The following is a 21,245-nucleotide window of genomic DNA, read 5'->3' on the forward strand; positions in this document are numbered from 1 at the left end:
CGGACGTTGTGGTCCTTGTGGTCGGGACCTACCGTGTCGGCGTGACGAACGTGCTGGTGGTGGACGACGACTTCATGGTCGCCCGGCTGCACTGCCGCTATGTGTCGGCGGTGCCGGGGTTCCGGGTGTCCGGGGTCGCGCACAGCGGCGCCGAGGCCCTCGGCGCGGCCGAGCGGCTCCGGCCCGACCTCGTCCTCCTCGACGTCTTCCTGCCCGACATGGACGGCGTCCAGGTGCTGCGCGACCTGCGGGCCGCCGGCCACGCGGTGGACGCCCTCTTCATCACGGCGGCCCGGGACGCCGCCACGATCCGCTCGGCGCTGCGCGCGGGCGCCCTGCACTACCTGATCAAGCCCTTCAGCCAGAGCGCGCTCCACGAGCAGCTGCGCCACGTCGCCTCCCTGCGCACCCGCCTCGACGACCTCGACGAGGCCCGCCAGGAGGACGTCGACCAGATCTTCGGCACCCGTCCCCGCGGCTCCCGCGACCTCCCCAAGGGCCTCGCCGCCCCCACCGCCGAACTCGTCGACTCCGTCCTGCGCGCCCACCCCGAGGGCCTCTCCGCCACCGAGTGCGCCCAGGCCGGCGCCCTCTCCCGCGTCAGCGCCCGCCGCTACCTCGAGTACTTCGCCGCCACCGGCCGCGCCGAAGTCACCCTCCGCTACGGCGGCACGGGCCGCCCGGAACGCCGCTACCGCCGCCTGGGATGAGCTTCCTCAGGCGGTGCTTACCCCCGCCTTAAAGCGGTCCTAAGGATCGCCGCATCCCCTTCTTCGAGGGGTTTTCGGTGGGTGGCGGGGGCTAGCGTGCGGGGCGTTCACCCCCCACAGACCCTCGTGAAGGAGCTGTCCCCCCATGACTTCTCGCCGTACGGCCGTGGCCGTCGCCACCACCACCGCAGGACTGACGCTGGCCGGGCTGATGTCCGGGAGCGCGTATGCGCACGGGTCGATGACGGATCCGGTGAGCCGGGTGGCGGCCTGTTACGCGGAGGGGCCGGAGGCGCCGAAGTCGGCGGCGTGCAAGGCGGCGGTGGCGGCGAGCGGGACGCAGGCGTTCTACGACTGGAACGGGGTGAACATCGCGAACGCGGCGGGGAACCACCGTCAGTTGATCAAGGACGGGAAGCTGTGCAGCGCGGGGAACGAGAAGTACCGGGGGCTGGACCTGGCGCGGGCCGACTGGCCGGCCAGCACGATGAGCTCCGGCTCCCACACCTTCCGCTACAAGGGGACGGCGCCGCACAAGGGGTCGTTCGCGCTGTACGTGACGAAGGACGGGTACGACCCGGCGAAGCCGCTGAAGTGGTCGGACCTGGAGGAGAAGCCGTTCGTGACGGTGACGGACCCCGGGATGCAGAACGGTGACTACGTCTTCCAGGGGACGGTGCCGAAGAAGTCGGGCCGTCATCTGATCTACTCGGTGTGGCAGCGGTCGGACTCCCCCGAGGCGTTCTACACGTGCTCCGACGTGGTGTTCGGGAAGGACGGCGGCGGTACGGCCCCGGGGCCGAAGGACCCCGCCCCGACCGCCTCCGCGCCCACCGCCCCGACCGCCACCGCCCCGACCGAGGAGCAGATCGAGGACGGCGAGGACAAGTCCACCGTGCAGCACGGCGGGCACGGGTCGACGGCGTCGGCCCCGGCGCCCTCCGCGCCCTCGTCCGGTGCGTCCGCGGGCGGCGCGTCCTCCGGCGGCGCGGCGGGCAACGCGCCGGTGCCCGCCTCCGGTGGGGAGACGGGCACGGAGCTGGCGGAGACCGGTGGCGACTCCGCCACCCCGTTCGTCGCGATCGGCGGCGCCGCCGGGCTCGCGCTGGGTGCGACCCTGCTGTTCTCGACGACCCGGCGGCGCCGCAACCGCGTCTAGCCGACGACCGAGAGGCAGGTCGTCGGGGTGGCGTGGGCCGGGTCGAGGGCGTTGGCGACCTCGTGGAAGGCGACCCGGTCCACGGTGCCGATGGCCACGTGCTCGGAGAGGTCGAGGGCGCACTTGTCCTGGATGAGGACGTTGGTGACGTTCGGGCCGCTCAGGAACTGCGAGCGCCACGGCGTGACGACCTCGTCGTACTGGCTCGCGATGACGTGGTAGCGGACGCCGGGCACGGTGTCGCCGCCCTCGTTGAGCTTGGTGATGAAGGCCGAGCCGGCGATCTGGTCGGCGAGGCCGGGGGTCGCGGAGCTGATCAGGTCCTCGGCCCCGGGGAAGTACGGCAGGAGCTTGGTGAGGCCGAGGAGGGTGGTGCCGTGGTTGTCGGGGGCGATCCCGACGAGCGCGTTCACCTTCTCGGCCCCGCCGAGGAACTTGAGGTACCAGCGGGGCATCATGCCGCCCTGGGAGTGTCCGACGAGGTCGGCCTTGGGGGCGCCGGTGGCGGCGAGGACCCGGTCGACGTAGGCGTCGAGCTGGCCGGCGGAGGCGGCGATGGGGCCGAGCCCGTGGAAGAGGGGCACGTTCGGCAGCTGGCCGTAGTCGAGCGAGAAGACGCAGTAGCCCCGGTTCACGAGGTAGGGCGCGAGAACGAGCCAGTTGTCGACGGAGTTGCCGAAGGTGCCGTGGACGAGGACGACGGGCCTCGGGTGGGCGGCGGAGGGCTTGCAGGAGAAGTCGTTCCAGCCACGGCTGGACGCGGCGCTCTGCTCCTGGGCGGAGGCGGCGGCGCTGGGGGCGAGGGTGGCGGCGGCGGTCAGCAGCAGGACGGACAGCGCTCTGACGGCGCGCTTCCAGGACTTCGGGGGCAGCATCGGGCGATCTCCTTGCGGCTCAAGGGGATGGTGGGGGTGCTGTGCCCTGCGGTCCGGACCACAAGTGGGGATGCGCCATGGGGGGCGCTTCAGCCAAGCTACGCACCGGTAGCCACGACTGGGAAGTTACGCGTCGGTAAAAAGTGAGGTGTCGTCACGGCGCGCCCGCGGGAGCATGATCAGGCCGCGAGGGAACCCGGGAGGACCGCCCGCGGGCCGAACTTCGCCCGGGCCAGGTCGGCGACCGCCTCGATCCGCCGGGCCTTCTCGTCCGCGGGGTCGAGGGAGAGCTGGTGGGCGGAGCCCTCGGCGTCCGTGAGGCCCTCGGCGCGCAGCGCGATGCCCCGGACACGGGCCCGCTGGAGGCCGAGGGAGTCGTGGACGGCGTACGCGAGGGCGGTGAGCGCGGCGGTGTGCGCGGTCGGTTCGGGCAGGGCGCGGCTCCGGGTCGTCGTGGTGCGGTCGGCGTAGCGCACGGTGACCGCGAGCGAGCGGCACACCTGGCGTTCCGTCCGCAGCCGGGCGCCGAGCTCGGTGGCGAGGGAGAGGAGCGCCCTGCGGTGCGCGTCCCGGTCGGTCTCGTCGTGCGGGAAGGAGCGCTCGGCCGCGGCCGAGCGGGCGGCGGCGTTCGGGACGACGGGGGTGCGGTCGATGCCCCGGGCCCGTTCCCACAGGTCGCGGCCGGCCTTCGCGCCGACGAGCCGCTGGAGGACGGCGAGCGGGGCGTCCGCGACGCGGCCCGCGGAGTCGAGGCCGTAGCCGCAGAGGGTACGGGCGGTGGCGCGGCCGACGCCGTCGAGGGCGACGACCGGCCGGTCGCGCAGGAAGGCCGCCGGGTCGTCGACGACCAGGGTGACGCCGGGCCGGGCGTCGCGGGCCGCCATCCGGGCGAGCATCGGGTTGGGTCCGGCGCCGATGACGCAGTCGACGCCGTGGAGGGCGAGCGCCCTGACCCGGATCACCGCGGCGAGTTCGGCGGGGCCGCGGCCGAAGTAGCGCAGGGCGCCGCCCATGTCGGCGAGCAGGGTGTCGGGCGGGGTCGCCTCGACGACGGGGGTGAACGCGCCGAGCAGGTCCACCAGCCGGGGCAGCATGACCTCGGTCCCTCCGCCCGGGGAGGAGGGGGTGTCGAGGCGGAATCGTACGCAGAGGATCATCCCGCGCTCCCGGGGCTGCTGTGCCAGAGTCTGCGCGCCGGGGTGGCGGCGCCCTCCCCGGCGGGCCGGAGGTCGGCCCAGGGGTTCATCTCGTAGCCGGTGGGCAGGGTGATGCGCCGGCCGTCGTCGGTGCTCTCGGCGGCGGGCGGCGTCTCGGCGAGCCGCTCCCCCACCGCTTCGAGGCCGCCGGTGGCCCGGAGTTCGGCCAGTTCGGCGAGGTTCCAGGCGGCGGAGCCGACGACGCTGAGGCTGCGCGGGCCGCGCCGCTGCACCACGCCCCGGACCAGGAGCAGCCAGGAGTGGAAGACGGTGTGGGCGCACGCGGCGTGGGCGTCGTCGAAGAAGGCGAGGTCGACCAGGCCGGTGCCGTCGTCGAGGGTGCTGAAGATGACGCGCTTGCCGGAGCGGATGGGCGGGGTCTGGGTGGCGGCCTTGGCGCCGGCGACGAGGACGGTCCGGCCGTGGGGGGTGTCGCGCAGCCGTCGGGCGGTGACGACGCCGAGTTCGCGGAGGAAGGCGTGGTGGTCGTCCATGAGGTGGCGGGAGGCGTCCATGCCGAGGACGCCGAGTTCGGCGCTGAGGCGTTCGCTCTCGTCGAGGTCGGGCAGGCCGATGGGGGCGGTCTTCCCGCCCTGGGCGAAGGGCAGTTGGCCGCCGTGGGAGGCGGCGCCGCGCTGGACGCGCCGGAGTTCGGCGAGGTGGAGCAGGAGGTCGCGGCGGTTGGCGCCGAAGGCGTCCAGGGCGCCGACCTGGGCGAGGCGTTCGGCGACGGGGGTGCGCGGGCGGGCCCGTTCCCAGAAGTCGAGCAGGGAGGCGTAGGGCTGTCCGGCCTCGATGCGGCCGCTCTCGGCCTCGCTGATGCCGTGGACGTCGGTCAGGCCGAGCCGGAGTCCCCAGACCGGAGGCTCGTCGGACACCAGTTCGATCCGATGGGCGACCGCCGACCGGTTCACGTCGAGCGGGAGCACCGGCACCCCGCGCCGCCGCGCGTCCGCGAGCAGCAGCCGCTTGGGGTACATGCCGGGGTCGTGGGTGAGCAGCCCGGCGTAGAAGGCGGCCGGGTGGTGCGCCTTGAGCCAGGCGGACTGGTAGGTCGGCACGGCGAAGGCGACCGCGTGCGCCTTGCAGAAGCCGTACGAGCCGAAGGCGGCGACGATCTCCCAGGTGCGGGCGACGGTGTCGGCGTCGTAGCCGCGCAGCGCGGCGAGCCGTCCGAACCAGACCTTGATCCGGCCCTGCGACTCGGGGTCCGAGAGCCCGCGCCGCACCTGGTCGGCCTCGTCGCGGCCGCAGCCGGTGATGATCCGGACGATCTCGATGATCTGCTCGTGGAAGACGACCACGCCGTACGTCTCCTTCAGCGCCTCCTCCAGGTCGGGGTGCGGGTAGCGGACGGGGGCACGCCCGTGCCGGGCCTCGATGAAGGGGCGGACCATGTCGGCGGCGACCGGGCCGGGGCGGAAGAGGGAGATGTCGACGACGAGGTCGTGGAAGGTCGCGGGCTGGAGCCGGCCGACCAGGTCGCGCTGGCCCGGGGACTCGATCTGGAAGCAGCCGAGGGTCTCCGTGGAGCGGATGAGCCGGTACGTCTCGGGGTCGCCGTCCGGGATCGCGTCGATGTCCACGCGTCCGCCCGTGGCCCGCTCGACCTCGGCGACGGCGTGGGCCATCGCGGACTGCATCCGCACCCCGAGGACGTCGAGCTTGAGCAGCCCGAGGTCCTCCACGTCCTCCTTGTCGAACTGGGACATGGGGAACCCCTCGCCGCTGGTGGGGACCACGGGGGTACGGGTGAGCAGGGAGCCGTCCGACAGGAGCACCCCGCAGGGGTGCATGGCGGTGCCGCGGGGCAGCGCGTCGAGCGCCTCGACCAGCTCCCAGAACCTGCCGTACCGCTCCTCGTCCCGGCGGGTCTCCCCCGCGAGCTCGCGCAGCTCGGGCAGTTCGTCGAGGGCGGCGAGCGCGTCCCGGGCGCGGATGTGCGGGAACGCCTTGGCGATCCGGTCGATCTCGGCCGGGTCCATGGAGAGGGCCGCGCCCACGTCCCGTACGGCGTGGCGGACGCGGTAGGTCTCGGGCATGGCGACGGTGGCGACCCGCGCGGTGCCGAAGCGGTCGATGATCGCCCGGTAGACCTCCAGGCGACGGGCGGACTCGACGTCGACGTCGATGTCGGGGAGGGCGGTGCGGCGCTTGGAGAGGAACCGTTCCATCAGCAGTCCGTGCTCCACCGGGTCGGCGTGGGCGATGCCGAGGAGGTGGTTGACGAGGGAGCCCGCGCCGGAGCCCCGGGCGGCGACCCGGACGCCCATGGACCGGACGTCGTCGACGACCTGGGCGACCGTCAGGAAGTAGGTGGCGAAGCCGTGGTGGGCGATGACGTCCAGCTCGCGGTGCATCCGGTCCCAGTAGGCGCGCCGGTTCCCGTACCCCTTCAGGACCATGCCGGCGGCGGCGCGGGAGGCGAGGACGCGCTGGGCGGTGCGGTGTTCGGCGCCGACGAGGTGCGGTTCGGGGAAGTGCGCGGAGCCGATGCCGAGGTCGTCCTCGGGGTCGACCAGGCAGGCGGCGGCGACGGCGGCGGTCCGGTCGAGCAGCCGGTGGGCGGCGTCGCGGCGGAAGCCCGCGGCCTCGACGATCCGCTCGGCGGCGGCCAGCATGCCGTCGGTGTCCGCGGCCCCGTGGGCGCCGCGGGTCCCTTCGAGCCCCTTGAGCCACGCCTCGCCGCTGTCGAGTTCCCTGCGGGGGTCGACGGGGACGAGCCGGCGGGCGGAGTCGAGGACGTCGGCGACCGGCCCCTGGCCGGGGTCGGCGTAGCGGACGGCGTTGGTGAGGACGGGCCGGACCCCCTGCTCGGCTGCGAAGCCGACGGTACGGGCGGCGAGCCGCAGGGAGCCGGACCCGGCACCGGGGCGCCCGTGGTGGACGGCCGCCAGGCACAGCGCCTCGCCGTACCGCTCCCGCCAGGGGGCGAGCAGCCGGGCGGCCCGGTCGGGGCGGCCCGCGGCGAGGGCGCGGCCGACGTCGGAGTCGGGGCCGAGCAGGACGGACACGCCGTCGTCGCGCAGGGCCGCCCAGGGCAGCAGGGGGCGCTCCCCCTCCCCGGCGTGGGCGGCGGTGATCATCGCGCAGAGCGAGGTCCAGCCGGTGCGGGAGCGGGCGAGGAAGACGGCGCGGGGCGCGGACTCGTCGACGAAGGCCCCGCCGCGGACGGGGACCCGCCGGGCGGAGCCGCGGTCGACGGCGGGTCCGGGGGGTTCGGGGAGCGCGTACGCGAGGTCCACGCCGAACAGCGGGCGGACGCCCTCCTTCGCGCACGCCTTCGCGAAGCGGACCGTGCCGGCGAGGGTGTCGCGGTCGGTCAGGGCGAGCGCGTCCATGCCCCGCTCGGCGGCGCGGGCGGCCAGCCGTTCGGGGTGGGAGGCTCCGTAGCGGAGGGAGAAGCCCGAGGCGGCCTGCAGGTGCGTGAATCCCGGCATGGCTGGCGCACCTCCCGTACTCCGCGTCGAATTCGTACGTACGTTCTCACCCCCGGAGTCCCAGCCTAGCTTATTTTCGAACATTCGTACGATAACCCGTTCGGGCTTGCCCCACCTGCGGAAACACCGCCCTCCCCGGAGCCTGGGGGGCATGAGTCTCGTCGATGAACTGAAAAGCGCCGTCACCCCACGGGCCGCCCTGCTGGTGGCCGGGGTCTTCGCCCTCCAGCTCCTGTTCATCACCTCGTACGTCGGGGCCCTGCACAATCCGAAACCCGTGGACGTCCCCTTCGGCGTGGCCGCCCCCCAGCAGCAGGTCGCCACGGCGCTGAACGACCGGCTGGAGACGCTGCCCGGCGACCCCCTCGACCCGCACGTGGTCCCGGACGAGGCCGAGGCCCGCGACCAGATCATGAACCGGGAGATCGACGGGGCCCTGATCGTCGACCCCCGGGGCCGCACCGACACCCTGCTCGTCGCCTCCGGCGGCGGCAAGGTGCTCTCGGCGACCCTGGAGGCGATGATCACGAAGCTGGAGGCGGCCAACCAGCGCCTCGTCAGGACCGTCGACCTGGCCCCCTCCTCCTCCCAGGACTTCAACGGGCTCTCGGCCTTCTACCTGGTCATCGGCTGGTGCGTCGGCGGCTACATCTGCGCCGCGATCCTGGCGATCAGCGCGGGCTCGCGGCCCGCCAACCGGGAGCGGGCGATCATCCGGCTCGGGGTGCTCGCGCTCTACGCGGTGCTCGGCGGACTCGGCGGCGCGATCATCGTCGGCCCCGTCCTCGGCGCCCTGCCCGGCAGCGTCGCGGCCCTGTGGGGCCTGGGCGCCCTGGTGGTCTTCGCCGTCGGCGCCGCCACCCTCGCCCTGCAGTCCGTCTTCGGGATCGTCGGCATCGGCCTGGCGATCCTGCTCATCGTGATCGCCGGCAACCCCAGCGCGGGCGGCGCCTTCCCGCTGCCGATGCTGCCGCCGTTCTGGCGGGCGATCGGCCCGTACCTGCCACCGGGCGCGGGCACCTGGGCGGCCCGCTCCATCGCGTACTTCAAGGGCAACGACATGACCGCCTCGATGGTGATCCTGTCGGTCTGGGCGATCGTCGGCTCGGCCGTCACCCTGGTGCTCTCCTCGGTGAAGCGGCACCCGAAGGAGGAGCCGATCGCCGCGGAGGTGGGCGAGGTCCGCCCGTAGGACCACCCGGCCGGCAGAAGGCCCCCGCCGTCCCGGCGGGGGCCTTCTGCCGGCCTAGGCTCCGTAGTAGGCCCGGGCCATCAGTTCCTTCATCTCGTCGATCATCGGCATCCGCGGGTTGGCGGGGGCGCACTGGTCGGCGTAGGCGTTCATCGCCTGCTGCGGCAGTGCCGCCAGGAAGGCCGCCTCGTCGACGCCCTCCTCCCGGAACGAGGCCGGGATGCCGCACCGGGAGCGGAGCTCCTCGACCGCGCGGGCGTAGGACTCCACGCCCTCGGCCGGGGTCGCGGCCGGCAGGCCGAGCGTCCGGGCGATCTCCTGGAACCGCTCCGGGGCCCGGTAGACCTCGGCCTTCGGCCACGGCACGGCCTTGTGGGTGACGGTGCCGTTGTGGCGGATCACGTGCGGGAGGAGCAGCGCGTTCGTGCGGCCGTGGGCGACGTGGAAGGTGTTGCCGAGGGTGTGGGCCATGGCGTGGACCAGGCCGAGGAAGGCGTTGGCGAAGGCCATGCCGGCGATGGTGGAGGCGTTGTGCATCCGCTCGCGGGCCTCGGGCGCCCGCGCGCCCCGCGTCACACAGGTCTCCAGGTTCTCGAAGATCAGCCTGATCGCCTGGAGGCACTGTCCGTCGGTGAAGTCGTTGGCGTAGGCCGAGACGTACGCCTCGGTGGCGTGGGTCAGCGCGTCGAAGCCGGAGTCGGCGGTGACCGTGGCCGGGAGGTGCAGCGGCAGCAGCGGGTCGACGATGGCGACGTCCGGGGTGAGCGCGTAGTCGGCGAGCGGGTACTTCTGCGCGGCCTCGGGGTCGGAGATGACCGCGAAGGGGGTGACCTCGCTGCCGGTGCCCGAGGTGGTCGGGATCGCGACCAGCTTCGCCTTCCGGCCGAGCGCGGGGAACCGGTAGGCGCGCTTGCGGATGTCGAAGAACTTCTCCCTGGCGTCCGCGAACTCGACCTCGGGCCGTTCGTACATCAGCCACATGATCTTCGCCGCGTCCATCGGGGAGCCGCCGCCGAGGGCGATGATCGTGTCCGGCCGGAAGTCCCGCATGGCGGCGGCGCCGGCCCGGACGGTGGCGAGCTCCGGGTTGGGCTCGACGGAGTCGAGGACCTGGAGGACGACGGGCTCCGGGCGGCCGTTCAGGATGTCGGTGACCTTGGCGACGAAGCCGAGGTCGCCCATGGTCCGGTCGGTGACGATCGTGACCCGGTGGACGTCCTCCATCTCGCCGAGGTACCGGATGGCGTTGCGCTCGAAGTAGATCTTCGGCGGCACCTTGTACCACTGCGTGTTGACGGTGCGGCGGCCGATCCGCTTGATGTTGACCAGGTCGACGGCGGTGACGTTGCCCGAGACGGAGTTGCGGCCGTACGAGCCGCAGCCGAGGGTCAGCGAGGGGAGGAAGGAGTTGTAGACGTCGCCGATGCCGCCGAAGGTGGAGGGCGCGTTGACGATGACCCGGATCGCCTTGACCCGGCGGCCGAACTCCTCGGCGAGCTCCTCGTCCTCGGTGTGGACGGCCGCGCTGTGGCCGAGGCCGTGGAACTCGACCATGCGGGCGGAGAGTTCGAGACCGTGCTCGGTGGAGCCGGCCCGGAGGACGGCCAGGACCGGGGAGAGCTTCTCGCGGGTGAGCGGTTCGTCCTCGCCCACCTCGGCGCATTCGGCGAGCAGGACGGAGGTGCCCTCGGGGACCTCGAAGCCGGCCTGCGCGGCGATCCAGTGCGCGGATTTCCCGACCACGTCGGCGTTGAGCCGGGCGCCCGCGCAGTCGGTGGAGTACGCGGTGGTGCCGAAGACGTACTCCTCCAGCTTGGTCTTCTCGGCGGCGGTGACGACATGGGCGCCGAGCCGCTCGAACTCGGTGATGCCCTCCTCGTAGATCTCCGTGTCGAGGACGACGGCCTGTTCGGAGGCGCAGATCATGCCGTTGTCGAAGCACTTGGAGAGCACGATGTCGTGGACGGCGCGGGCGAGCCTGGCGCTCCTGGTGACGTACGCCGGGACGTTTCCGGCGCCCACGCCGAGGGCGGGCTTGCCGCAGGAGTAGGCGGCCTCGACCATCGCGTTCCCGCCGGTGGCGAGGATGGTGGAGACGCCCGGGTGACGCATCAGGAGGCCGGTGGCCTCCAGGGAGGGCTCCTCGATCCACTGCACGCACCCCTCGGGCGCGCCGGCGGCGACGGCGGCGTCGCGGACGGTCCGGGCGGCCTCGGCCGAGCAGTTCTGGGCGGAGGGGTGGAAGGCGAAGACGATCGGGTTGCGGGTCTTGAGGGCGATGAGGGCCTTGAAGATGGTGGTCGAGGTGGGGTTCGTGACCGGGGTCATCGCGCAGACGACGCCGACGGGTTCGGCGATCTCGGTGATGCCGCTCACCTCGTCGCGGCGGACGACTCCGGCGGTCTTCAGTCCGGCCATGGAGTGGGTGACGTGTTCGCAGGCGAAGAGGTTCTTCACCGCCTTGTCCTCGAAGAGGCCGCGGCCGGTCTCCTCCACGGCGAGCCTCGCCAGGTCGCCGTGCGCGCCCAGCGCGGCCAGCGCGGCCTTCTTGACGATGTGGTCGACCTGTTCCTGGTCGAAGGTCTCGAACCGGCCGAGCGCCCCGAGGGCCTCCCGCACCAGTCCGTCCACCATCTCCTTGGCCTCCATGACAGGCACTCCTTCCGGGTCCCTTGGTCCGATGCCTCCATTCGACACCCGATGACCTGCGGAAAGACCAGGAGAAGGGCCTTGAGGGAGAGGCCGGAAGTCCCTTTGTGAAGGGATTCACAAAGGGACGTCCGGGCCTCGCGGCGCGTCAGTACACGCTCACCCCATAGGCGCTCAGCGCCTCCGTGACGGGCTGGAAGAAGGTCGTGCCGCCGGAGGAGCAGTTGCCGCTGCCGCCCGAGGTCAGGCCGATCGCCCGGCTGCCCGAGTAGAGCGGGCCGCCGGAGTCGCCGGGTTCGGCGCAGACGTTGGTCTGGATCATGCCGTAGACGACGTCGCCGCCGCCGTAGTTCACGGTGGCGTTGAGGCCGGTCACCCGGCCGCTGTGGATGCCGGTCGTCGAGCCGCGCCGGGTGACGGACATGCCGACGGTGGCGTTGGCGGCGCCGGTGATGTCGACGCTGCCGACCGCTCCGGACTTGGTCACGGAGCTGTTGGTGTAGCGCACGATGCCGTAGTCGTTGGTCGGGAAGCTCGACCCGGCCGTGGAGCCGAGCACGGTGGTGCGGGACGAGTTGGAGTACCAGGTGCCCGCGCCGTCGGTGCAGTGGCCGGCGGTGAGGAAGTAGTAGTTCCCGGCGCCGTCCCTGACGTTGAAGCCCAGCGAGCAGCGCCAGCTGGTCGCGTAGATCGCGTCGCCGCCGGAGATCAGCTTGCTGAACCTGCCGGGGGTGCGCTCGATGCGCAGCGCCCCCGCGTCGGCCCCGGCCCTGCTCCGGATCCGGGCGATCGCGGCCGGGGAGACGGTGGAGTCGGCGGTGACGACCACGGTGCCGCTCGCGGGGTCGACGCGCCAGGCGGTGCCGGCCACGTCGGCGGCGAGGACGGCGTCGCCGACGGCGGCGAGCCGGGCGGCGCCGACGGCGCCCGTGGCGGTGGGGTCGGCGTGGGCGGTGGGTGCGGCCAGCGCCGCGGCGGCGGCGAGCCCGGCCGCGACGGCGAGCATCCGGACGGTTCTCGTGGGGGTGGTGCGCATGATCCTCACTTCTCGTTCCTCCCGAGGGGGATCGGGGGCCCGCAGTGGGGTGTCGGGCCCGTGAGGCGCCATCAGGTGACGTGTCCCTGACATGCACCTGTGGGCGATACTGGCCCTCCCGGGACGGGTGCACAAGACCGCCGTACGCACAGGGACACGAACCCTTCACACGGAGGGGCGCCCCCGGCCGTCGTGGCCGGGGGCGCCCCGCGTGCCCGTCCCCGCCGGTGCCACCGCGGGGAGGAGGGCCGGTCAGGCGGGGGAAAGCCGCCGCTCGCCGGCCGGGACCGCGGTGTCGAGCGTGTTGCCCGGGGGCGGGAAGGGGCAGAGGAAGTGGTCGGCGAAGGCGCACGGCGGCAGCAGGGCCCGGTTGAAGTCCACCGTCACCGCGCCGTCCGCCGCGGGGACGTCGGGCCGCAGGAACCGGAAGCGGTAACTGTCCCGGCCGCTGGTGGCGTCGGCGAAGACCGCCCAGAGGGTGCCGTCGTCCTCGACGGCCACCTGGAGGACGTGCTCCCCGCCGTGCAGCTCGAAGGAGAGCTCCCCGGACAGCCCCAGACCGCGCTCGACCCCGTCGGCGTTCTCCACCCGCACGCTGCGCCTCGCCCCGTACGGGCGGTAGACGCCGGGCACCACCCAGCGCTCGTCGTACGGGGTGGCCTCGATGCCCCGGAAGGCGCGGCGCGCCTCCGAGCCGGGGTCGAAGTCCCTTACGGCCCAGAGCCCTTCGCGCCGCAGGACCACGAGACGGCGGCCCGCCGCCTCGACCCGGGACGCGTGGATCGGGCCGTGGTCAGCCCCCAGCCGGACCGTGCCCGCGAAGAGCTTCCCGTCGACGGTGAGCCCGTCCTCGGCGACCGCGGTCAGGGTCACCTCGTCGCCGTCCTCCCGCCAGAGGCCGGGCAGTCCCGGCACACGGCCCTCCGGGGCGTCCGCGAGCCAGTGGGTGCCGGTGAGGGAGAGCGGGCCGTACGAGGACGCGACCGCCGCGTCCCGCTGCTCGTGCCAGTGCTGCCAGTCCTGCCGTGGATCCGTGCTCATGGTGTTCCACCCTTCCACACGGGCTCGGGAAGCCCGAGGTGCGAGCGCAGCGTCGTCCCGGAGTACTCCGTACGGAAGACACCCCGCTCCTGGAGCAGCGGGACGACCCGGTCGACGAAGTCGTCGAGGCCGCCCGGGGTGAGGTGCGGGACGAGGATGAAGCCGTCGGCGGCGTCCGTGGCGACGAACTCCTCCAGGGCCGCGGCCACCGTCGCCGGGGAGCCGACGAAGGACTGCCGGCCGGAGAACTCGATGACCGTCTGCCGGATCGAGAGGCCCTTGGCCTCGGAGAGCGCCCGCCACTTCCGGGCCACCGCCACGGGGTCGGCCACCCGCACCCGGCCCTGGACGAGCGTGGAGTCCGGGTCGGGGTCGACGTCGGGGAGCGGTCCGTCGGGGTCGTGGCCCGAGAGGTCGCGGCCCCAGATCTGTTCCAGGGCCAGGATCGCGTTCTGCGGGGAGACCTGCTGCCGGCGGATCTCGGCGGCCCGTTCCTGCGCGTCGGCGTCGGTGTCGCCGAGCACGTACGTCACCCCCGGCATGATCTTCAGATCGCCGGGTTCCCGCCCGTACCGCGCGAGCCGGCCCTTGACGTCGGCGTAGAACTCCCGGCCCGCCTCCAGGGTGGAGTGCCGGGTGAAGACCACGTCGGCGCCCGAGGCGGCGAACTCCCGTCCCTCGGCGGAGTCCCCGGCCTGGATGACGACCGGATGCCCCTGCGGGGAGCGCGGGACGGTGAAGGCGCCGCCGATCCGGAACTGCGGACCGCTGTGGGCGAAGGGCAGGGGCGCGCCGTCCGGCGTCCAGGAGTCCCACAGCTCCCGGGCCGTCGCGAGGAACTCGGCGGCCCGCGCGTACCGGTCGGCCCGGTCCAGATAGCCGCCGCGCCGGAAGTTCTCGCCGGTGAAGGCGTCCGAGGAGGTGACCACGTTCCAGGCGGCCCGGCCCGCGCTGAGGTGGTCGAGCGAGGCCAGCCGCCGGGCCAGTTCGTACGGCTCGTTGAAGGTGGCGTTGACCGTCGCGGCGAGCCCGAGCCGGTCGGTGACGGCCGCGAGGGCGTTCAGGACGGTGATCGACTCGGGTCGCCCGACGACGTCCAGGTCGTGGATCCGTCCCGCGTGCTCACGCAGCCGCAGCCCCTCGGCCAGGAAGAAGAAGTCGAAGAGGCCGCGCTCCGCCGTCCTGGCGAGGTGCTCGAAGGAGGAGAAGTCGATCTGCGAGCCGGACCGCGGATCGGCCCAGACGGTGGTGGAGTTGACGCCGGGGAAGTGCGCGGCGAGATGGAGGTGCCGGCGGCCCGCGCGGGTGCTCATGGGCGGGCTCCCGTCGTGGCGTACTGGCTGACCGGGCGCGCGAGTCCCAGGTGGTCGCGGAGCGTGACGCCCGCGTAGGCCGTACGGAACAGCCCGCGGTCGCGGAGCCTCGGCACCGTCCCCGCGGCGAACCGCTCCAGGTCCCGTCCGGGGACGGCCGGCACGAGGTGGAAGCCGTCGACCGCCCCGCCGGCGTGCCAGCCGGCGATCAGCTCGGCGAGGGCCTCGGGCCCGCCCTCGTACGCGTCGAGGTCGACGGTCAGGGAGAGCAGCACCCGCAGCCGGCCGGGGTCACGGCCGTGCGCGCGGGCCGCCCGGTGCAGCTCGGCCCGGAGGGCCGCGGCCTCCTGCGGCGAGGAGGCGCGGACCAGCGCCACGTCGGCGTGGTGGGCGGCGGTGTCCCGGGCGGCCGGGTGGGTGGCGTCGACGACGGTCACCGGGTTGCCCTGCGGGGGCCGGGGGACGGTCGAGGGGCCCTTGACGGAGAAGGTGGCGCCCTGGAAGTCCACGTGGTGCAGCTTGCGGCGGTCGACGAACCGGCCGGTCGCCACGTCCCGTATCTCCGCGTCGTCCTCCCAGCTGTCCCACAGCTTGCGGGAGACCTCGGCGACCTCTCCGGCCTCCTGCCACAGCTCGGTGGTGGGCGGGGCCGGGCGGCGGCCGAAGAGCCGGGCCTCGGCCCCGGTCGGCGAGACCTCGATCCGCCAGCCGGCCCGCCCGCGGCTGACCCAGTCGAGGGTGGCGACGGCGGCCTGGACGTGGAAGGGCTCGGTGTGGGTGGTGGTCACGGCCGGGACGAGGCCGACGGAGCGGGTCTCGGGCGCGACCCGGGCGAGGACGGCGAGCGCGTCCAGGCCGGGCCGGGCGAAGGAGTCGTCGTGGGTCACGAAGTCGAGCGCGGCGGCCTCGGCGAGCCGGGCGAGCGCGACCGTGCGGGCGGCGGTCTCCGGGCCGGGGGCGGCCCGGCCGGGGTCCGGGGCGAGTTCCGCGGCGAGGTGCAGCGGTCGGGTGCTGGTCATGCGGTCTCTCTCGGAGCAGGCGGGGTGGGTCAGTTCTCGGTGCGGGGCAGGCCGGGCGGGTTGATCTCCGACTTCTGCACGGCCTCGGTGGTCAGCCCCCACCGCTTGAGGACCTGGGCGTAGGTGCCGTTCTCGACGATGTGGTCGAGGGCGGCCGCGTAGGCGGCGACGAGGCCGCTGCCCTTCTTCGTGGTGGCCGCGATCTTGCCCTGGAGCCCGGTGCCGGCGCCGGAGAACTTCCCGACGGTCTCGGTCTGTCCGGCGGAGGCCACGTGGTACGCGACGGTGGGGTTGGGGCCGAGGTAGCCGTCGATGCGGCCGGACTGGAGGGCGAGGTAGTAGTCGGTGGTGTTGTCGTAGTACTTGATGTCGACGCCCTTGCGGCCGGCCTTCTCGTTCCGGCGGGACCAGTCGACGAGGATCTTCTCCTGGTTGGTGCCGCTGCCGACCGCGATCCGCTTGCCCGAGACGTCCTCGGGGCCCTTCACCGTCCAGCCGGACCCCTTCTTCGCCTCGAAGGCGAGGTCGTCGAGGCGGTAGGTGGCGAAGTCGTACTTGTCCTTGCGCTCCTCGGTGACGGTGACGTTGGAGAAGACGCCGTCGTACTTGCCGCTGTCCAGGCCGACGAAGAGGTTCTCCCAGGACACCGGGTTGAACTCGGGCTTCAGGCCGAGGGTGTCGGCGACCAGGGTGGCGATGTCGAGCTCGACGCCGATGAGCGTCTTGTCGTCGGTGGCGCGGAAGGCGAGCGGCGGGTTGCTCTTGGCGGAGACGCCGAGGACGAGGGTGCCTCTCTTGCGCACGGCCTCGGGGAGCTTCCCGGCGATGGCGTCGACCTTGGCGGTGTGGACGCGGTTCTGGTCCGGGCCGATGTTGATGCCGGCGTCCTTCCGGCCCTCCGGCGTGATCTCGTTGACGGCGGCGTCGCCCGAACCGCAGGCGGTGAGGACCCCGAGGGCGGTGAGCGAGGCGAGGGCGGTGAGGAGGGTGCGGCGGGACGTCATGGCGAAGCTCCTTGGATGGGAGGGACCTGCGGGAGAGAAAGGAGAGAAGGGGGGAAGGGGTCAGAGGACCTTGGAGAGGAAGGCGCGGGTGCGCTCGTGGCGGGGGCCGTCCAGGACCTCGGCGGGCGGGCCCTGTTCGACGATCCGGCCCTCGTCCATGAAGACCACGGTGTCGGCGACCTCACGGGCGAAGCCGATCTCGTGGGTGACGACGATCATGGTGGTGCCGGAGGCGGCCAGGTCCTTGATGACGTCGAGGACCTCGCCGACCAGCTCGGGGTCGAGCGCGGAGGTCGGCTCGTCGAAGAGCAGCAGGCCGGGTTCGAGGGCGAGCGCGCGGGCGATGGCGACCCGCTGCTGCTGTCCGCCGGAGAGCTGCTTGGGGTACGCCTCCGCCTTGTCGGCGAGCCCGACGCGGTCGAGCAGGCTCCGGGCCGCGGCCTCCGCCTCCTTGCGGGGGCGCTTGAGGGCCGAGACGGGCGCCTCGACGATGTTCTCCAGGACGGTGAGGTGCGGGAAGAGGTGGAAGTTCTGGAAGACGAAGCCGATCCGGGTGCGCTGCCGGAGGATCTCGCGCTCGCGGAGCTCGTACAGCTTGTTCCCGGAGCGGCGGTAGCCGACGAGGACGCCGTCGACGGCGACCGTTCCGCCGTCGACCTTCTCCAGGTGGTTGACGGTCCGCAGCAGGGTCGACTTGCCCGAGCCGGAGGGGCCGAGGATCACGGTGACCTCGCCGGCCCGCACGTCGAGGTCGATGCCGCGCAGGACGTGCAGGGGGCCGAAGTGCTTGTGGACGCCGCGGATCTCGACCTTGGCGGTGGCGGACCCGGCGGCGGGGTCGGCGGAGGCGGCGGTGGTGACGGAGCTCATCGGACGCTCCCCTTCGCGTAGTGGCGTTCGACGTAGTGCTGGACGACGGAGAGCGCGGTGGTGAGCAGGACGTACCAGGCGGTGGCGACCATCAGGAGCGGCACGACGCGGCCGTTGCGGCCGTAGACGACCTGCACCTGGTAGAAGAGTTCGCCGATCGCCATGACGGAGACGATCGAGGTGCCCTTGAAGAGCGAGATGATCTCGTTGGCGGCGTTGGGCAGGATCGAGCGCATCGCCTGCGGCAGCACGATCCGCCGGACCTGGCGGAGCCGGGGGATGCCGAGCGCGGCCGCCGCCTCCAGCTGTCCGTCGTCCACGGCGAGCACGCCGCCCCGGACGATCTCCGCGGCGTAGGCGGCCTGGTGCAGGGCGAGTCCGAGGACGGCGGCGCCCATCTCGCCGACCAGACCCATGGTGTCGAAGGAGACGAAGCCCGGCCCGAAGGGGATGCCGATGCTCAGCTCCTCGTAGAGGTAGGCGAGGTTGAACCAGAAGAGCAGCTGCACGATGAGCGGGATCGAGCGGAAGGCCCAGATGTAGGCGAAGGCCACCGACCGCAGGAACGGGCTGGCCGACAGCCGCATGAAGGCCAGGACGATGCCGATCGCGAAGCCGAGGGCGGTGCCGTGGAAGGTCAGCTGGAGGGTGACCCAGACGGCCTGGAGGATCGTCTCGGTGGTGAAGAAGGCGGCGAAGACGTCCCACTCCCAGCCCGGGTTGGTCACCAGACCGTGGCCGAACTGGACGAGCAGGACGGCGGTGGCGGCGACCGCGACCCAGCGCCAGGGATGGCGCACGGGGACGACCACGAGCCGGTCGGCCGGCGGCGGAGCGGGGGTGGGCGCCGGTTTCTGCACGTCGGTGTCGGTACGGGTGAGAGCCATGGCGGTTCCTCGGAAAGGGCGGGACGGGCGGCGGGAGGGAGCGTCGGATCAGGCGCTCAGCGGCGCGGGGAGACGACACTCCCGGTCGCGCAGGAAGGCCAGCGCGGCGCGCGCGGTGACGTCGTTCTGCCCGAAGGCGACACCGCCGGTACGGGGCCGGGTGAAGGCGCCCCCGGCGCGGGCGGTGGTGTGCGGGCCCAGCGCGAAGCGGCGCGGGTGCGGGCGCCCGTCGCGCTCGACGACCCGGCCGTCGGCGGGGTCGACGACGAGGAGGCCGCTCGCGGTGGCCCGGGCCCCCTCCTCGTACAGCCCGCGCAGCAGCGGGCTGCCGGTGAGTTCCAGGGTGGGGTCGGGGAGCCGGGCCTCGACCAGGGCGCGGGCCTCGGTCCACTCCCCCGGCACGGCGGGCGACGAGGCCCGGAACACCCCGCGCTCCTCGTCGGTCTCGACGGTGACCCCGGGTCCGAGGAAGCGGACGACGCCGGCGCGGGAGAGCGCGAGGAGCTGCCGCAGCCGGGGACCGGGCGGCCCGGAGGCGAGGTAGCTGAAGAAGCCGTGCCACCAGCCGCCGAGGTCCACGTGCTGCCCGAGCCGCAGGAGCTGGCCGTAGACGGAGAGCAGCCCGGCGAAGACGGCGGCGTCGGGACTGTGGGCGGGGTCGTGCCGGCGGTGCAGGTCCTCGCCGATGTACGCGCGCAGACCGTGCTGGAGGGCCTCCCCGGAGGCGTAGCGGATGCCGTCCAGGGGGTGGTCGAGGGCGTCGAGGTCGAGCCGGTCGGCGGGGTCGGGGACGGCGGCGGCGACGACCGCGGCGAGTTCGGCCCCGCCCGGCGCGGCCTGCTCGTACGCCTTCTCGAAGTCGCTCCAGGCCAGCGAGGTCCGCTCGGGGTGGGTGGAGAAGAGCCGGTGGTAGTGGGCCCAGCCCAGCTCCTTGTCGACGAGCGGCCACACGTCGCGCCCGAAGTCGACCGGCGTGGTCCTCCGCAGCAGGGCGTCGGTCTGCTCGGGGCCGAAGAAGCGGGGCAGCGGAGGCCGTTCGCCGTCGAGGACGTATCCGATCTTCGAGTGGTACGGGACGCCCCGCCGCGATCCGACGTGCAGGACCGGCTCCCGGCCCGAGGGGACGTAGACCAGCGCGTCGCCCTCGCCCTCGTACCGGCCGCCGCGGCCCTCGGTGAGCAGCACCGCCAGGTCGACGAAGGCGAGGCCGAGCCCCCGGACGAGGACGGGTTCGCCGGGGCTCAGGGCACCGAGGTCGGTGTCGGCGGTGAAGTCGGGCGGCAGGTGGACGAGCCGGTGGCGGGCGGCGAAGCCGGCGAGTTCCCGCTGCTCGCGGTCGGGTTCGGCGTCGAGGTGGCCGACGGTGAGGACGACGAGGTCGGCGAGGAGGGGGGCGGGGCCGTCCTCCAGCCAGACCCGCTGGCGTCCCTCGCGGGGGCCGCCGATCCGCAGGGCGGTGGTGCGGTGTTCGTGGACGGTGACGCGGGCGGGCAGCGCGGCGCGGGCCCGTTCGTACACCCAGCGCAGGTAGGCGCCCTGCTGCGGGCGGGTCGGGAAGGTGCGGCCCTCGATGCCGGCCCACTCGGCGAGGGTGGGGCCGGGCCGGACGGGTCCGTCCAGTTCCACGGTCTCGTCGGTGAACATCGTGACGTCCTCGGCCTGGGAGTTCATCCAGAGCAGCGGGGACTGTCCGGTGCGCCAGATGCGTCCGGGGCCGGGCGGGTGCGGGTCGACGACGTGCACGGTCAGCGGGCCGTCGCCGTACAGCTCGGGCAGGTTGGCGGCGAGCCGTTCCAGGAAGCCGGTCCCCCGCGGCCCGGCCCCCACGACGACGATCGACGGGCCGGGGTTCACCGGGCACCGGCCGTTCCGCGGGCGTAGTGCCGCTCGACGTAGTGCTGGCCGATGCCGAGGACCGAGGTGACGGCGACGTACCAGAGGGTGGCGACGAGGAGCAGCGGGATGATCTCGTACGTGCGGTGGTAGACGAGCTGCGTCGAGTAGAGCAGGTCCTGGACGGCGATGACGGAGACGATCGAGGTGCCCTTGAGGGTGCCGATCAGCATGTTCCCGGCCGGCGGGACGATGGCGCGCATGGCCTGCGGCAGCACGATCCGGGAGAGCCGGCGCCACCGGCCGAGGCCGAGGGACTCGGCGGCCTCGATCTGGCCGCGGTCGACGGAGAGGATGCCGCCGCGCACGACCTCGGCGGCGTAGGCCGCCTCGTGCAGGGTGAGGCCGATGACGGCGACGGCGACCGGGCCGAGGAGGTTGACCGTGTTCACGCCGAGGATCTGCGGGTAGAGCACGCCGATGTTGAACCAGAAGAGCAGCTGGACCAGGATCGGGGTGGCCCGGAAGAACCAGGTGTATCCCCAGCTGACGGCGCGCAGGACCGGGTTGGCGGAGAGCCTGAGGACGGCGAGCAGGGTCCCGAGGACAAAACCCAGGACCATCACGAGGGCGGTCAGCCACAGGGTGAGGCCCAGTCCGCGCAGCACGGACGCCGAGGTGACGTACGTGGCGACGACGTCCCACTGGAAGGCCCGGTTGCGGACGACGGAGACGAGGCCGAGCGCGAGCAGGACGAGGACGAGGGCCGCTGCGGCCCACTGCCCGGCGCGGCGGGTGGGGACGACTCGGAGGGGCGGTTCGGCCGGCGGGGCCGTGGAGGGGGTCTTGACGAGGGTCGCGGACATGCGAAGGCTCCGTCGATGCCAGGGGGCGGATCGAACACGGGAGTGCGCCTTCACATGCGCCGAGCGCGGATCCGGGCCCCTCAGCCCGATCCGCCCTTCGAGGCTATGCGGTCAACACGCCCTGCTGTCAAGGGTGTCCGCACTGTGAGCCGTAC

At 73.3% G+C, this 21,245-nt stretch carries 16 protein-coding genes; 3 read left to right on the forward strand and 13 right to left on the reverse strand.

Annotated elements, in window-relative coordinates:
• Positions 1 to 41: 41 nt before the first annotated feature.
• Both ACZ60W_RS02460 and ACZ60W_RS02465 read left to right on the forward strand, forming a co-directional pair.
• Entirely contained in the window at positions 42 to 710 is a 669-nt protein-coding gene (locus ACZ60W_RS02460) for a response regulator (protein ID WP_469753463.1), read from the forward strand.
• A 145-nt stretch (positions 711 to 855) separates the two neighbouring features.
• Positions 856 to 1,869 carry a lytic polysaccharide monooxygenase auxiliary activity family 9 protein gene (locus ACZ60W_RS02465; protein ID WP_469753464.1) on the forward strand — a complete coding sequence of 338 codons (1,014 nt, stop codon included), beginning with the start codon at positions 856 to 858 and terminating at the stop codon, positions 1,867 to 1,869.
• Here ACZ60W_RS02465 and ACZ60W_RS02470 read toward each other — a convergent pair.
• The 3 genes from ACZ60W_RS02470 to ACZ60W_RS02480 form a co-directional block, all read right to left on the reverse strand.
• Positions 1,866 to 2,744 (reverse strand): esterase/lipase family protein, encoded by an 879-nt coding sequence (locus ACZ60W_RS02470; protein ID WP_469753465.1) that lies wholly within the window; start codon positions 2,742 to 2,744, stop codon positions 1,866 to 1,868. The two genes, ACZ60W_RS02465 and ACZ60W_RS02470, sit on opposite strands and share 4 nt — an antisense overlap.
• A gap of 179 nt (positions 2,745 to 2,923) precedes the next feature.
• The gene (locus ACZ60W_RS02475) at positions 2,924 to 3,901 is read right to left on the reverse strand and encodes a DNA polymerase Y family protein (protein WP_469753466.1); all 978 of its coding nucleotides are present in this window, start codon (positions 3,899 to 3,901) and stop codon (positions 2,924 to 2,926) included.
• Positions 3,898 to 7,380 carry a DNA polymerase III subunit alpha gene (locus ACZ60W_RS02480; RefSeq protein ID WP_469753467.1) on the reverse strand — a complete coding sequence of 1,161 codons (3,483 nt, stop codon included), beginning with the start codon at positions 7,378 to 7,380 and terminating at the stop codon, positions 3,898 to 3,900. The genes ACZ60W_RS02475 and ACZ60W_RS02480 overlap by 4 nt, the downstream gene beginning before the upstream one ends.
• 151 nt (positions 7,381 to 7,531) lie before the next feature.
• Here ACZ60W_RS02480 and ACZ60W_RS02485 point away from each other — a divergent pair, with 151 nt between their 5' ends.
• Positions 7,532 to 8,572 (forward strand): ABC-2 transporter permease, encoded by a 1,041-nt coding sequence (locus ACZ60W_RS02485; protein ID WP_469753468.1) that lies wholly within the window; start codon positions 7,532 to 7,534, stop codon positions 8,570 to 8,572.
• A gap of 54 nt (positions 8,573 to 8,626) precedes the next feature.
• On the opposite strand, the gene adhE is transcribed toward ACZ60W_RS02485, so the two are convergent.
• From adhE to ACZ60W_RS02535, 10 genes are all read right to left on the reverse strand, one after another.
• The gene (adhE, locus tag ACZ60W_RS02490) at positions 8,627 to 11,221 is read right to left on the reverse strand and encodes a bifunctional acetaldehyde-CoA/alcohol dehydrogenase (protein WP_469753469.1); all 2,595 of its coding nucleotides are present in this window, start codon (positions 11,219 to 11,221) and stop codon (positions 8,627 to 8,629) included.
• Positions 11,222 to 11,369: 148 nt separating this feature from the next.
• Complete coding sequence (locus tag ACZ60W_RS02495; RefSeq protein ID WP_469753470.1) at positions 11,370 to 12,266, reverse strand: S1 family peptidase; 897 nt, start codon at positions 12,264 to 12,266, stop codon at positions 11,370 to 11,372.
• Between the two features lie 243 nt (positions 12,267 to 12,509).
• Positions 12,510 to 13,298 carry a DUF1684 domain-containing protein gene (locus tag ACZ60W_RS02500; protein ID WP_469753471.1) on the reverse strand — a complete coding sequence of 263 codons (789 nt, stop codon included), beginning with the start codon at positions 13,296 to 13,298 and terminating at the stop codon, positions 12,510 to 12,512.
• The gene (locus tag ACZ60W_RS02505) at positions 13,295 to 14,611 is read right to left on the reverse strand and encodes an NtaA/DmoA family FMN-dependent monooxygenase (protein ID WP_469753472.1); all 1,317 of its coding nucleotides are present in this window, start codon (positions 14,609 to 14,611) and stop codon (positions 13,295 to 13,297) included. The genes ACZ60W_RS02500 and ACZ60W_RS02505 overlap by 4 nt, the downstream gene beginning before the upstream one ends.
• On the reverse strand, positions 14,608 to 15,630 hold the full coding sequence (locus ACZ60W_RS02510) for an LLM class flavin-dependent oxidoreductase (protein WP_469753473.1): 1,023 nt from the start codon (positions 15,628 to 15,630) through the stop codon (positions 14,608 to 14,610). The genes ACZ60W_RS02505 and ACZ60W_RS02510 overlap by 4 nt, the downstream gene beginning before the upstream one ends.
• A gap of 29 nt (positions 15,631 to 15,659) precedes the next feature.
• Positions 15,660 to 16,634: an ABC transporter substrate-binding protein gene (locus tag ACZ60W_RS02515; protein ID WP_469753474.1), complete on the reverse strand. Its 975-nt coding sequence runs from the start codon at positions 16,632 to 16,634 to the stop codon at positions 15,660 to 15,662.
• Between the two features lie 60 nt (positions 16,635 to 16,694).
• Positions 16,695 to 17,504, reverse strand: coding sequence for an amino acid ABC transporter ATP-binding protein (locus ACZ60W_RS02520; RefSeq protein ID WP_469753475.1), 810 nt, complete (start codon positions 17,502 to 17,504; stop codon positions 16,695 to 16,697).
• On the reverse strand, positions 17,501 to 18,391 hold the full coding sequence (locus ACZ60W_RS02525) for an amino acid ABC transporter permease (protein WP_469753476.1): 891 nt from the start codon (positions 18,389 to 18,391) through the stop codon (positions 17,501 to 17,503). Before ACZ60W_RS02525 ends, ACZ60W_RS02520 begins: the two co-directional genes overlap by 4 nt.
• Before the next feature lie 48 nt (positions 18,392 to 18,439).
• Positions 18,440 to 20,245 carry an FAD/NAD(P)-binding protein gene (locus ACZ60W_RS02530; RefSeq protein ID WP_469753477.1) on the reverse strand — a complete coding sequence of 602 codons (1,806 nt, stop codon included), beginning with the start codon at positions 20,243 to 20,245 and terminating at the stop codon, positions 18,440 to 18,442.
• A complete protein-coding gene (locus tag ACZ60W_RS02535; protein ID WP_469753478.1) occupies positions 20,242 to 21,090 on the reverse strand; it encodes an amino acid ABC transporter permease in 849 nt (282 codons plus the stop codon). The genes ACZ60W_RS02530 and ACZ60W_RS02535 overlap by 4 nt, the downstream gene beginning before the upstream one ends.
• Between the last annotated feature and the right edge of the window lie 155 nt (positions 21,091 to 21,245).

Source organism: Streptomyces sp. NPDC104202 (genome assembly GCF_055584185.1).